This window comes from Mesorhizobium sp. ISC25 (assembly GCF_042295465.1).
Taxonomy (GTDB): domain Bacteria; phylum Pseudomonadota; class Alphaproteobacteria; order Rhizobiales; family Rhizobiaceae; genus Mesorhizobium.
Genome location: NZ_CP135441.1, coordinates 3,964,492 through 3,976,785 on the forward strand (window position 1 = coordinate 3,964,492; position 12,294 = coordinate 3,976,785).

General features: G+C 64.3%; 12 protein-coding genes. 5 read left to right on the top strand and 7 right to left on the bottom strand.

The window, feature by feature from the left end; all coding sequences use genetic code 11:
- The first annotated feature begins 4 nt into the window (after window positions 1-4).
- The 4 genes from RQ479_RS19560 (at window position 5) to RQ479_RS19575 (ending at window position 5,126) form a co-directional block, all read left to right on the top strand.
- Window positions 5-1,168 carry an acyl-CoA dehydrogenase family protein gene (locus RQ479_RS19560; RefSeq protein WP_376702282.1) on the top strand — a complete coding sequence of 388 codons (1,164 nt, stop codon included), beginning with the start codon at window positions 5-7 and terminating at the stop codon, window positions 1,166-1,168.
- Window positions 1,169-1,232: 64 nt separating this feature from the next.
- Complete coding sequence (locus RQ479_RS19565) at window positions 1,233-3,311, top strand: acetate--CoA ligase family protein (RefSeq protein ID WP_376702283.1); 2,079 nt, start codon at window positions 1,233-1,235, stop codon at window positions 3,309-3,311.
- Window positions 3,304-4,086: a carnitinyl-CoA dehydratase gene (locus tag RQ479_RS19570; RefSeq protein WP_376702284.1), complete on the top strand. Its 783-nt coding sequence runs from the start codon at window positions 3,304-3,306 to the stop codon at window positions 4,084-4,086. Before RQ479_RS19565 ends, RQ479_RS19570 begins: the two co-directional genes overlap by 8 nt.
- Window positions 4,087-4,184: 98 nt before the next feature.
- Window positions 4,185-5,126: an alpha/beta hydrolase gene (locus RQ479_RS19575; protein ID WP_376702285.1), complete on the top strand. Its 942-nt coding sequence runs from the start codon at window positions 4,185-4,187 to the stop codon at window positions 5,124-5,126.
- Window positions 5,127-5,172: 46 nt separating this feature from the next.
- Here the strand turns inward: RQ479_RS19575 and RQ479_RS19580 are convergent, their stop codons facing one another.
- The 3 genes from RQ479_RS19580 to RQ479_RS19590 all read right to left on the bottom strand — a co-directional run bounded on the left by RQ479_RS19580 (window position 5,173) and on the right by RQ479_RS19590 (window position 7,035).
- The gene (locus tag RQ479_RS19580; RefSeq protein ID WP_376702286.1) at window positions 5,173-5,439 is read right to left on the bottom strand and encodes a hypothetical protein; all 267 of its coding nucleotides are present in this window, start codon (window positions 5,437-5,439) and stop codon (window positions 5,173-5,175) included.
- A gap of 99 nt (window positions 5,440-5,538) precedes the next feature.
- On the bottom strand, window positions 5,539-6,324 hold the full coding sequence (locus RQ479_RS19585) for a DUF899 domain-containing protein (RefSeq protein ID WP_023677589.1): 786 nt from the start codon (window positions 6,322-6,324) through the stop codon (window positions 5,539-5,541).
- A gap of 156 nt (window positions 6,325-6,480) precedes the next feature.
- Window positions 6,481-7,035: an autotransporter gene (locus tag RQ479_RS19590; protein ID WP_376702287.1), complete on the bottom strand. Its 555-nt coding sequence runs from the start codon at window positions 7,033-7,035 to the stop codon at window positions 6,481-6,483.
- A 99-nt stretch (window positions 7,036-7,134) separates the two neighbouring features.
- On the opposite strand from RQ479_RS19590, the gene RQ479_RS19595 reads away from it, so the two are divergent.
- The gene (locus tag RQ479_RS19595) at window positions 7,135-7,881 is read left to right on the top strand and encodes a GntR family transcriptional regulator (protein ID WP_376702288.1); all 747 of its coding nucleotides are present in this window, start codon (window positions 7,135-7,137) and stop codon (window positions 7,879-7,881) included.
- Window positions 7,882-7,942: 61 nt separating this feature from the next.
- Here the strand turns inward: RQ479_RS19595 and RQ479_RS19600 are convergent, their stop codons facing one another.
- The 4 genes from RQ479_RS19600 to RQ479_RS19615 form a co-directional block, all read right to left on the bottom strand.
- Entirely contained in the window at window positions 7,943-9,601 is a 1,659-nt protein-coding gene (locus RQ479_RS19600; protein WP_376702289.1) for an FAD-binding dehydrogenase, read from the bottom strand.
- Window positions 9,602-9,657: 56 nt separating this feature from the next.
- Window positions 9,658-10,644, bottom strand: a complete 987-nt coding sequence (locus RQ479_RS19605; protein ID WP_376702290.1) for a Gfo/Idh/MocA family protein — start codon at window positions 10,642-10,644, stop codon at window positions 9,658-9,660.
- Window positions 10,645-11,012: 368 nt separating this feature from the next.
- Window positions 11,013-11,588: a YceI family protein gene (locus RQ479_RS19610; protein WP_376702291.1), complete on the bottom strand. Its 576-nt coding sequence runs from the start codon at window positions 11,586-11,588 to the stop codon at window positions 11,013-11,015.
- Window positions 11,589-11,656: 68 nt separating this feature from the next.
- Window positions 11,657-12,235: a cytochrome b gene (locus tag RQ479_RS19615; protein WP_376702292.1), complete on the bottom strand. Its 579-nt coding sequence runs from the start codon at window positions 12,233-12,235 to the stop codon at window positions 11,657-11,659.
- Between the last annotated feature and the right edge of the window lie 59 nt (window positions 12,236-12,294).

The following is a 12,294-nucleotide window of genomic DNA, read 5'->3' on the forward strand; positions in this document are numbered from 1 at the left end:
GACCATGGATTTTGGGCTTTCGGAGGAGCAGAAGCTCATCGTCGAGACGACGCGGGCCTTCGTCGAGAACGAGCTCTACCCGCATGAGCGCGAGGTCGAGCGTACCGGCGTGCTGCGCCGCGAGCTGATCGAGGAGATCAAGGCCAAGGCGATCGAAGCCGGCCTCTATGCCGCCAACATGCCGGCCGATGTCGGCGGCGCCGGGCTCGATACGGTGACTTGGCTGCTCTATGAAAAGGAACTCGGCCGCGCCAATTACGCGCTGCATTGGACCTGCGTGGCGCGGCCTTCGAACATCCTTCTTGCCGGCACGCCGGAGCAGCGCGAGAAGTATCTGTTCCCGTGCATTCGCGGCGAAAAATGGGATTGCCTGGCAATGACCGAGCCGGGCGCCGGCTCCGATTTGCGCGGCATGAAGGCAACCGCCGTGCAAGACGGCGACGACTGGGTGCTGAACGGGACCAAGCATTTCATAAGCCACGCTGACATTGCCGATTTCGCCATCGTCTTCATGGCCTCGGGGGAGGAAGAGTCTTCGCGTGGAAAACGCAAGAAGATCACCGCCTTCTTCGTCGACAAGGGCACCAAGGGTTTCACCGTGCGCGACGGCTACCGCAACGTCTCGCATCGCGGCTACACCAATGCCATCCTCGAATTCGACGATTGCCGGTTGGCGGCCAGTCAGGTTCTCGGCGAGGTGCACAAAGGCTTCGACGTCGCCAATTCATGGCTCGGCGCAACGCGCTTGCAGGTCGGCGCCACCTGCCTCGGCCGCGCCGAGCGGGCGCTTGGCCATGCCATCGAATACGCCGCGCAGCGCCAGCAGTTCGGCCAGCCGATCGGCAAGTTCCAGGGCGTGTCATTCAAGCTCGCCGACATGGCGACCGAGCTGAAGGCCGCCGACCTGATGGTGTTCGAAGCGGGCTGGAAGTACGATCAGGGCAGCGTTACCGACCAGGACATGGCCATGGCCAAGCTGAAGGCCACCGAGATGCTTGCCTTCGTCGCCGACGAGGCGATCCAGATCCATGGCGGGATGGGGCTGATGGACGATCTGCCGCTGGAACGCATCTGGCGCGACGCCCGCGTCGAGCGCATCTGGGAAGGCACCTCGGAAATCCAGCGCCACATCATCTCGCGGGCGCTGCTGCGCCCGTTCGGGGCCTAGAGCATGATCCCAAAAAGTCGAATCTGGTTTTTGGAAAAGATCATGCTCCAACGAAAAGATGACAATGCACAGGCTTGAACGTCTTCTGCGGCCGAAATCGATAGCTGTCTTCGGTGGTGCGCAGGCCGCCGCCGTCGTCGCACAATCGATCAAGATGGGCTTTGCCGGCGAGATCTGGCCGGTGCATCCGAGCAAGGCCGAGGTCGCCGGCCGCAAGGCCTATCGCTCGGTGGCCGAATTGCCCGGTGCGCCGGATGCCGCTTTCATCGGCGTCAACCGGCACTTGACCATCGAAGTGGTCAAGGCGCTGGCCGAACGCGGCGCCGGCGGTGCGGTCTGCTTTGCCGCCGGTTTCCTCGAAACCGAGGCCTATGACGAGGACGGCGAGCGGCTGCAGGCCGAGCTGGTCGCGGCGGCGGGCCGGATGCCAATCATCGGGCCGAACTGCTATGGGCTGATCAATTACGCCGACGGCGCGCTTTTGTGGCCCGACCAGCATGGCGGCATCAGGCTGCCAGAAGGCGGCCGCGGCGTTGCCATCATCACCCAGTCGTCGAACATCGCCATCAATATGACGATGCAGAAGCGCGGCCTGCCGATCGCCTTTCTGATGACCGCCGGCAACCAGGCGCAGACCGGGCTTTCCGAAATGGCGCTCGGCCTGATCGAGGACGAGCGCGTTACCGCGCTCGGCCTGCATATCGAGGCCTTCGATTCGGTAGCCGACTTCGAAAGGCTGGCGGCACGGGCGCGCGAGCTGAAGAAGCCTGTCATCGCCATGAAGGTCGGCCGCTCCGAGCAGGCGCGGCAGGCGACAGTCTCGCATACCGCGTCGCTGGCCGGCTCGGACGCGGCGTCCGGCGCGTTCCTGAAGCGGCTCGGCATCGCCCGCGTCGATTCGATCCCGGCCTTCATCGAGGCGCTGAAGCTGCTGCACGTCACCGGTCCCCTGCCCGGCTACCGGCTGTCGTCGATGAGCTGTTCGGGTGGCGAGGCATCGGTGATGGCGGACAGCGCCGAAGGCCGCTGGGTGACGCTTCCGCCTCTCACCGCCGAGCACCGCGCGCATGTCAAATCGACGCTCGGGCCGTTGGTCGCGGTGGCCAACCCGCTCGATTACCACACCTTCATCTGGAACAACGAGCCGGCGATGACCGCCACCTTCACCGCCATGGTGTCGGGCGGCTTCGACCTCAACATGCTGGTGCTCGATTTCCCCCGCCCCGACCGCTGTTCGGACACCGACTGGTGGGCGACGCTGCGCGCCTTCGAAGCGGCACTGAAGACCAACAAGGCGCAAGGCGCGATCGTGTCCTCGCTGCCGGAGAACTTGCCCGAGGAATATACTGCCGGCCTGATGGCGCGCGGCATGGTGCCGCTATTCGGCATTTCCGAGGCCATGGACGCCGCCCAGGCGGCAGCCTTCATCGGCTGGGCGTGGCGCGAGCCGCAGGCGCAGCCGATCGACACCTCGGCGTCCGGCGCGCCGGCCGGCGACCATGTCACGCCCGACGAGGCCGAGGCGAAGGCGCGGCTCATCGAGGCCGGGCTCTCCGTGCCGAAGGGCGAGCGCGCCGGCAACGCGGTCGAAGCTGTCATCTCCTCGATGGCGCTCGGCTTCCCGGTGGCGTTGAAGGCTCTTGGCGTCATCCACAAGTCCGAGCTCGATGCGGTCCGGCTCAATTTGAGGGATGCCGAATCGGTCAGCACCGCCGCCCATGACCTCGGCCCGCTCGGTACCGGGCTTTATGTCGAGCGCATGGTGCGCGACGGCGTCGCCGAGCTGCTCGTCGGCTTCACTCGCGACCCGATGTTCGGCGCCGTGATGACGCTCGGCACCGGCGGCGTGCTGGTCGAGCTGTTGCGCGACAGCGTCACGCTGATGCTGCCGGCGACCCGCGACGATATCGAGGCCGCTTTGCGCGGGCTGAAACTGTTCCCGCTGCTCGACGGTTATCGCGGTCGGCCGAAGGCCGATGTCGCAGCGGCAATCGATGCGATATCAGGCATTGCCGCTTTCGTGCAGCAAAACGCCGGCGAGATCGAGGAGCTCGACATCAATCCATTGATCGTCTGCACCGAGGGCAAGGGCGCCTGGATCGCCGATGCGCTGCTGGTGCTTGGAGACAAGAAGAATGGTTGAAATCATCACCACCCGCCGCGAGGGCACGATCCTCGAAGTGACGCTCGACCGGCCCAAGGCCAACGCCATCGACCTGAAGACGTCGCGGCTGATGGGCGAGACGTTCAAGGCGTTTCGCGACGATCCGGATTTGCGCGTCGCCATCGTCAAGACCGCAGGCGACAAGTTCTTCTGCGCCGGATGGGATCTGAAGGCCGCGGCCGGCGGCGATGCGGTCGACGGCGATTATGGCGTCGGCGGGTTCGGCGGCTTGCAGGAACTGCGCGATCTCAACAAACCTGTGATCGCCTGCGTCAACGGCATGGCTGTCGGCGGCGGCTTCGAGCTGGCGCTGTCCTGCGACCTCATCTATGCGTCGGATCATTCCTCCTTCGCCCTGCCCGAAATCCGGGCCGGCACGCTGGCCGATGCGGCGACGATCAAGCTGCCGAAGCGTATCCCCTACCATGTAGCCATGGACCTTTTGCTCACCGGCCGCTGGATGGATGTCGCCGAGGCGTATCGCTGGGGACTGGTCAACGAAGTACTGCCCAAGGACAGGCTGGAGGACCGCGTTTGGGAGATCGCCCGGCTGCTTGCCAGCGGCCCGCCGCTGGTCTTCGCTGCGATCAAGGAAACGGCCCGGGTCGCAGAATCGCTGACCTTCCAGGACGCCATGAACCGGGTGACGCGCCGGCAACTGCCGACGGTTGACGCGCTCTACGGCTCGGAGGACAATCTCGAGGGCTTTCGCGCCTTTGCCGAAAAACGCGATCCGGTGTGGAAGGGGAAGTAGTGGTATTGCGGGAATGATGGCGCTCACCCCCTCTGTCCTGCCGGACATCTCCCCCTCAAAGGTGTTCAGGCGGATTCATTGCAATCCATTCAGCGCCCATGACTGACTACAAGAAACTCATCGACGCCGAGACCTGGGCCTTCATCGAGCGGACCAATTCCTATTATCCGCCCGATACGATCGACTACACCATCGCCGAGCAGCGCGAGATCTATAACCGGATGTGCCGCGAGTTCTTTGCCGGCTATCCCCAAGGCGTCACGGCGGAAACCACCGCCATTGCCACGCCGTGGCATCAGGTTCCAATCCGCATCTACCGCGCCCCGGCCCCAGAAGCGGCGGCGATGGTGCTTTATTTCCATGGCGGCGGTTTTATGCTCGGCGGGCTCGACAGCCATGACGACCTCTGTGCCGAGCTTTGCAGCCGCACCGGCTATGAAGTGGTTTCGGTCGACTACCGGCTGGCGCCGGAACACCTTCATCCGGCCGCCTTCGACGATGCCATCAGCGCCTTCGAATGGGCGTCGACCACTTACGAGCGGCCTATCCTGCTGTGCGGCGACAGTGCCGGCGGTAATCTCGCCGCGTCCGTCAGCCACGCGACTCGCGGCCATGCGCGCAAGCCGATCGGCCAGATCCTGGTCTATCCCGGCCTTGGCGGCGACAGCTCCGCCGGTTCCTATGTCAGCCACGCGGAAGCGCCGATGCTTAACGTGCGCGACCTCGTTTTCTACAAGGACATCAGGACCGGTGGCGAGGACCGGACCGGCGATCTCACCTTGTCGCCGCTCGCCGACGCCGACTTTGCCAATCTGCCGCCTACCGTCGTGATCACCGCCGAATGCGACCCGCTGTCGTCGGACGGCGAAGCCTATCGCGACCGCATCGTTGCTGCAGGCGGGCGCGCCTGGTGGTTCGAGGAGCCGGGACTGGTGCACGGCTATTTGCGCGCCAGGCACACGGCCGGCCGCGCCCGCTCGAGCTTTACCCGGATTGTCGATGCGGTAGCGGTTTTGGGAAGGGGCGAGTGGATCTGGTGAGGGATGTCTTCCCGACCAGAACGGGCCTTTGTCGGCCGGTACAGCTCTATTTGCGGCGGCGTCGCCGGCCGGAAACCCGCTTCAGCCAAGGTCCCAAATGAAAGGCGCTCATCAGCAGGTACATCGGGACCATGCCGCCCAGCGGTGACGCCTCTTGGCCGGTCGAGCACATCATATCCGGCGCTCCGCCGAGAAGCGTCAGCAGCGCCATGGTTGCGAAGGTCGGCGCGGCCGCAAAGGACAGCCAATCGGCTACGCCATGGCCGGCCGGGCTCGGATCGCCGGCGGATCCGCCCGCATGAATCTCGCTCATGTCCGTTGTCCCTGGTAGTGAGCGGGATGCGGTCGAATTGAACCGTGCATCCCGCTCCTCCGTTTGTCCTAGCCATATTTCCGCGACGCCAAAGACGTTCTATTCGGTGCGGTTCCGGAACGCGGCCTCTCCGGCGTCCGACACCTCGACCCACTTTTTGTCGGGAACGGCCTCGGCGCCGTAATTGTCGTGCCAGTTCCACCACTTGTACGTCGGCGTCTGGGGATAGCCCTCGGGCGAATCTTCCCAAACCTCCTGGCGGCCGAGCGGCGACAGGTCGAGATAGCTCCATACGGTCCCCATCGCCTCGTCGCCGCGGTTGTTGATGAAGTAGGTACGGAACACGCGATCACCGTCGCGGATGAACACGTTATGGCCGTGCCACTCGTCAACGCCGAAATCGGCATCGAAGCTGTCGGTGATGGTGTACCAGGGCATCTTCCAGTCCATCCGCGCCTTCAGCCGCGCAATGTCGGCCTGCGGTGCGCGCGAGGCGTAGGCAAGCGTGGTGTCGCGGGCGTTCAGATGGGCGAGGTTGCCGACCTGATCGGCCCCCAGCGAGCAGCCGCGGCAAGCGTGGTCGGGCCAGCCGAATACGCCGGGCTCGAAGAAGGCGCGGTAGACGATCAGCTGGCGGCGGCCCTCGAACAGGTCGAGCAGGCTCACCTTTCCGTCGGGCCCTTCGAACGTATAGGTCTTCTCCACCGCCATCCACGGCATCCGCCGGCGCTCGGCGGCCAGTGCGTCGCGAGCCCGGGTCACCGTCTTCTCCTTCACGAGCAGTTGCTGGCGCGCGGCTTCCCACGCGTCAGGCGAAACGACCGGTGGTGTCTTCATCGCGAGCCGCGTCGTCTGCTCGCCTGTGCCATTCTGATGTGCCGTCATTATGCATCTCCCTTGCTGGTTTGTCGCCGCAGGCGCGACGTGTTGGGTCGTGAGCCAGGATAGGGGCGATAGCGGATTGGCGAGAGTGACAAGTGTGACGCGATTCCGACGGGTTCGCTGATCACTGCCGACTTTGCCGCCGCGGCGCCCCCGCGCTCATTCGTGCCCGGACTGCTGAATAGGCCGAGCGCCGGCGAGGTAGCGGTCATTGTCAAACGGTTCGGCCTGGTTGCTTTCCGGGCTCCACAGCTGGCGGTGGGTTCGTGTGAGATCGCCGAGGTAGACATGCAGGGCACCCGATCGCGCGCTGCCGGTATTCGCAACCGCATGCACGGTATTTGACGCCAGATGCACCACGGCAGGCGCTGCGATGTCCTGCCTTTCGGGAACATCGAGTTCGCTGCCGGCAACGGGATAGATGAGGTTCGTCTCGCTGCCCTTGTAGATGCCGATCAAGGCATCCATCAGGTGGTTATGGGGCGGGTACTGCAGGCCGGGCGACAGCGTGATGTGATAGATCGTCAGGTTCAGGCTCGCATACAAAAGAACCTCGTCGTCGTCTTCTTCGTGAGCGAGTGTTCCCGATGCGTGAAAACGGTTGGTGTAGTCGCCCAGGACCGTCCTTACCGCTTCGAGGGGATTTGGCCCCTTCGCGGCATTGACGATATCGTCGGCAACGGCGTAGAGAGGCGAGTTGGCGGGCAAAGGCATATCAGTTATCCTCCCTGAGATGCTCATATTTTCAATCTGAGATGCTCACGCTAGCGAATGCCGATGCCAGCGTCAACCGGACAGCCAGACGGACAAAATATGAAAACGACGAAGTTGACCGCCGAACCGGCAAGGCCGGCCACGGTCGAGGCGACAGCACTGTCAGCCGCCGACGTCCTTCGCAGGGAACAGGCATATGAGCAGCTGAGGAACGACATCATTGCCTGCGTGCTGCGCCCCGGCGAAGCGCTGACTGAGAAACAGATCGGCGATCGATACCTGATCAAAAAGGCGACCATCCGCGCCGCGCTGGCCCGCCTGATGCAGGAAGGGCTGGTCAGGAGCGAGCCGCGCCGTGGCTACGTCGTCGCGACGCTCAGCCTGCGCGATGTCAACGAGATCTTCGATGTCCGTAGCTTGATCGAACCGGAAGTGTTCAGGGTGGCGGCATCGAACATGACCGAGCGCGGGCTGGAGGACATCAGGCTGGCAGCAAAAAAAGTGCTGAAGCCGGAGACGCTACGCAGTCAAATTGCGTTCCTTGCGGCCGATCGTGCCTTTCGTCTGGCCCTTGCGGAGCTCTCGGGAAATCTGCGGCTGGCGCATCTGCTGGACCAGATACTCGACCAGTCGGCGCGGGTTCTCCACCTCGGGTTCAAGTCGCGCGACTTCACCCAGTTGATCATCGCCCAGCAAAAGGAACTGGTTCTTGCCTGCGAGGCAGGCGACGTTTCCGGCATCGTCAAACTTGCCCGTTCGCAGTGCCTGTATCTCAAGAAGCAGGTGCTCGAGGCTTTGCTTGCCGGTTCCAAACTTCAGGACGTCAATTTGCAGCCCTTCGCCTAAGGGAAGTTGGCCATTCGGTGCGACCGCCACCTTGGCGCAACGGCCGCCGGCGGGCCTTGTTTCACCCCACCGCGCGTGCCGCCGCCCGTCCAGCGCTGCGGCCGGAAAAGATGCAGCCGCCGAGAAACGTGCCTTCGAGCGCTGCATAGCCGTGCATGCCGCCGCCGCCGAAACCGGCGGCCTCGCCCACCGCGTACAGCCCCTCGACCGGTTGGCCGCCGGCGCCCAGCACGCGGCTGTCGAGGTCCGTCTCAAGCCCGCCGAGCGTCTTGCGGGTCAGAATGCTGAGCCTGACGGCAATCAGCGGGCCATTGGCGGGATCGAGCAGCTTGTGCGGCCTTGCGGTGCGGATGAGCCGGTCGCCGAGATAGGCGCGCGCACCGCGCAGCGCGGTGATCTGCATGTCCTTGGAGAACGGATTGTCGAGCTGCCGGTCGCGGGCGCGGATTTCGCGCTCGACCTGCCCCAGTTCGAGCAGCGGCTCGCCGCCGGCCAATGCGTTCATGCGGGCGACCAGCGCCGGCAGCTCGGGCTCGACGATGAAATCATCGCCCTTCTCCATGAACGCCCTGACCGGCGCGGGCACGCCGCTGGTGGCGCGGCCAAGCACCTGGCGCCAGCTTTTCCCCGTCAGATCGGGGTTCTGCTCGGAGCCCGACAGCGCGAACTCCTTCTGGATGATCTTTTTGGTCAGGATGAACCAGGAATAGTCGTATCCGGTGCTCATGATACGGCTGAGCGTCGCCAGCGTATCGAAGCCGGGATAGAGCGGCACCGGCAGGCGTTTGCCGCGCGCATCGAGCCACAGCGATGACGGGCCGGGCAGGATGCGGATCGCATGATCGGTCCAGATCGGTGCCCAGTTCCTGACGCCCTCGACATAGTGCCACATGCGGTCGCGGTTGATGAGCCTGCCGCCGGCAGCCTCGGCGATCGCCAGCATGCGGCCATCGACATAATCGGGAACGCCGGTGATCATGCGTTTCGGCGGCGCACCCAGCCGCTGCGGCCAATTCTCCCGAACCAGCTGGTGATTGGCGCCGATGCCGCCGGAGGCGACGATGACGGCCTGCGCCTTCAGCTCGAAATCGCCGGCGATCTCGCGCGAGCTCTTGCGGCCGCGCTCGGCATCGCTCGCCGCCAATAGGTCGCCACGCACGCCGTTGACGACGCCGCCCGTCCGGGTCAATTCGTTGACCCGGTGACGGAATTTGAAGCGGATCAGCCCACGCTTGACGGCCTCGCGCACGCGCTGCACGAACGGTTCGAGCACGCCAGGCCCGGTGCCCCAGGTGATGTGGAAGCGCGGCACCGAATTGCCGTGGCCGACGGCATTGCCGCCGCCGCGTTCGGCCCAGCCGACCACCGGAAAGAATTTCAGGCCGCGCTGCATGAGCCAGGAACGCTTCTCGCCGGCGGCGAAGCCGACATAGGCCTCGGCCCAGCGGCGGGGCCAGAGATCTTCCGCGCGATCGAAGGCTGCGGTGCCCAGCCAGTCCTCGAGCGCCAGCTCATACGAATCCCGGATGCGCATGCGCCGCTGTTCGGGCGAATCGACAAGGAAGATGCCGCCGAGCGACCAGAATGCCTGGCCGCCAAGCGACTGTTCCGGCTCCTGCTCGACGATGATGGCCTTCTTGCCGGCCGCAGTCAGTTCGGCCGCCGCGACAAGACCGGCAAGGCCGGCGCCGACAATGATCACATCCGCGTCGTCGGGCATTTTATTTGGCCATGATCTCGTCCAAAAACCGGTCCCGTTGTGGGATCACGGCCGGCCTAGACTGCCTCCCAGCCTTCCTTCTCGCCGGCGCGGAAGACGGCATCGATGACCTTCTGGTTGAGCACCGATTCTTCCAGGGTGAAGACTCGGTCCTTGCCGCCCTGCGCAGCCCGCGCGAAGGCCTCGACTTCCAGCCGGTACTGCTGCGTGCCGGGAAAGCGGAACACCTGCGCCTCGCTGTGGTTCTGGTTGTGCAGCTCGACGCGGTGATGGTCGTAGAGCCCGGCGTTGAACGGTGAGAACACCTCGATGAAGCCCTTCTCGCCGTGGAACACCATCACCTGCCGCGCCGCCATCTGCGTCGACAGGTAGAAGGACAGCTCGAAGTCGCCGAAATCGGCGCGGATCGAGGAATAGATGTCGGTGCCGAATGTCTTGTCGCGCTCGATCGTCGCCTCGACGCGCAGCGGTTCCTTGCCGGTCGAAAAGCGTGTCGACACCGTCGGATAGACGCCGATGTCGGGCAGCGCGCCACCGCCGAGATCGAGCTTGTTGCGCATGTTGTTGGGATCGACATTGTAATAGGAGAACGCGCCCTGGACATGGCGCAGCCGGCCGATGGCGCCGTTGGCGATCAGCTCGCGCACCTTGATCCATTGCGGATGGTAGACGACCATGAAGGCTTCGCAGACCAGAACCTTCCTGGCATCGCGCAGCTTGATCAGCGGCGGAATGTCCTTGGCATCGAGCGCCAGCGGCTTTTCGACCAGAACATGCTTGCCGGCCTCGATCGCCTTGGCCGTCCATTCGACATGCTGCGAGGTCGGCAGCGGAATGTAGACGCCGTCGATGTCGCTGGAGGCGAGCAGCTCCTCATAGGAGCCGAAAGCGTGGCGCGCGCCGAAGCGTTCACCGAGTGCCCGGGCTTTCGACAGATCGCGGCTGGCGATCGCCGACAGCACGCCATTTTCCGCCTCGACGATTGCCGGCAAAAGCTGCTCGCGGCCGATCTTGGCCGTCGACAAAACACCCCATCGGAACATCAGCTTTCTCCTCTCGATTGCAGGCCTGGAGGTTTGCCCTAATTCAAGAGAAAAGCCAATGCGGGAGCATGGCGGCGAACAGGGCGATCGTCTGCGGCTTGTCCGGATGCCGGCGCCCTTGCGGAACCTGGGTTCCTCGCCCCACGAAGTGGGGAGAGGTGGCTCGGGCGAAGCCCGAGACGGAGAGGGGCCTTGCGGCGGCCGAATTGGCTGTTCACGCGCCCGTTATGGGCTTCGCACCATAATCAGTCCGCGCCCTGCCCCTGCAGGATTCTGGCTTGGCGGCCGTCGTCCCCCTCTCCGTCCCGGCTTCGCCGGGCCACCTCTCCCCCGCTTTGCGGGGGCGAGGAACCCAGGTTCTGCAAAGGCTATCCCCTTCTACCCGTCAGCGTCATGTCGAAGTCGACGACGTTGGAATAAATCGGCGTGCCGACATCCATGCCATAGCGCGACCGCAACACCTTGCCGGTGACGTGGAATTTTATCGTGCCCGCCTTGAGGCCGCCAAGCTCGGCCGTGAATTTTTCCTGAAAGGTCTTGCCGCGCGCCGTCAGCCGGCCGGTGACAAGGGCTGACGTGTCGCCGGTCCGTTTGACGCTGGTCGAACGGAACTGGATCTCCGGATTGTTGGCCGCGTCGAAGACTGCGTCCGAGCGGAGAAAGGCATCGATGCGGCTTTGGCCGGTACCGACGCTTTCGGGGAAGATAGTGAAATTGACTTGGGAGCGGCCGACTGCGCTGTTGTCGATGAGGATACTGCCCTTGAAGCGGGAGAAAGCACCGTCGAGCCCGCCGCCGCCGAGCTTGGCGATGGAGAAGTGGATGCTGGAACTCCCCGGACTGATGGTGTAGCTGCCGGCCGCGTCGCCAAGGGCAACGGCGGCGAAAACAGGCATGGCAAAACAAGCGGCGGTAGCCGCAAATCCGAAGATGCGCGCGTACATGGAAATGGTCCTCTTGGCAGGCAACGCTTTCTTGCGTGCTCGCCCCATCAACGAATGAGCCGCCCGCTCTATTCCGTGTCGCGATGTGACGAAGCCGTGATCATGCGCGTCAGCACGGTATCCCTCAGCCAGAAATGGTGGCGCAGCGCTGCGGCCAGATGCAAAGCGACAAGGCCGATGCCGGCATAGGCGAGATACCAGTGCGTCGCTGCCCAGAAGCTTTCAGCCACGTCCGATTCGCCAAGCGGCAGATTGGGCATAACAAACAGATTGAACGGCACGCTCGGGATCTCCAGCACCGAGACCGAGACCAGCGCCCAGCCGGACAGCGGCAGAGCGAGCTGAAACGCATAAAGCGCGAGATGGACCAGCGGCGCCGTGCGGCGCTCGAAAGGGCCGACCGAGCGCGGCAGCGGCGGGGCCGGTCTGCCAAGGCGCCAGGCGATGCGCAGGATGACCAGCCCAAGCAGCAAGAAGCCGAAGGATTTATGCAGCTGGATCAGCTCGAAGGCGGTGCGCTGGCTGGCGAGCCGCACCATGACGAAGCCGAGCAGGAACTGGCCGATAAAGAGCGCCGCGATCAGCCAGTGAAGGATGATCGCCGTCCAGCCGTAGCCGGTCGGCTGGTTTTTGGGCAGTGCTGACATGTTCGGTGAACGAATGCCAGGTCGGCTTTCTTCCACCTCTCCCTTGTGGGGAGGGTTGG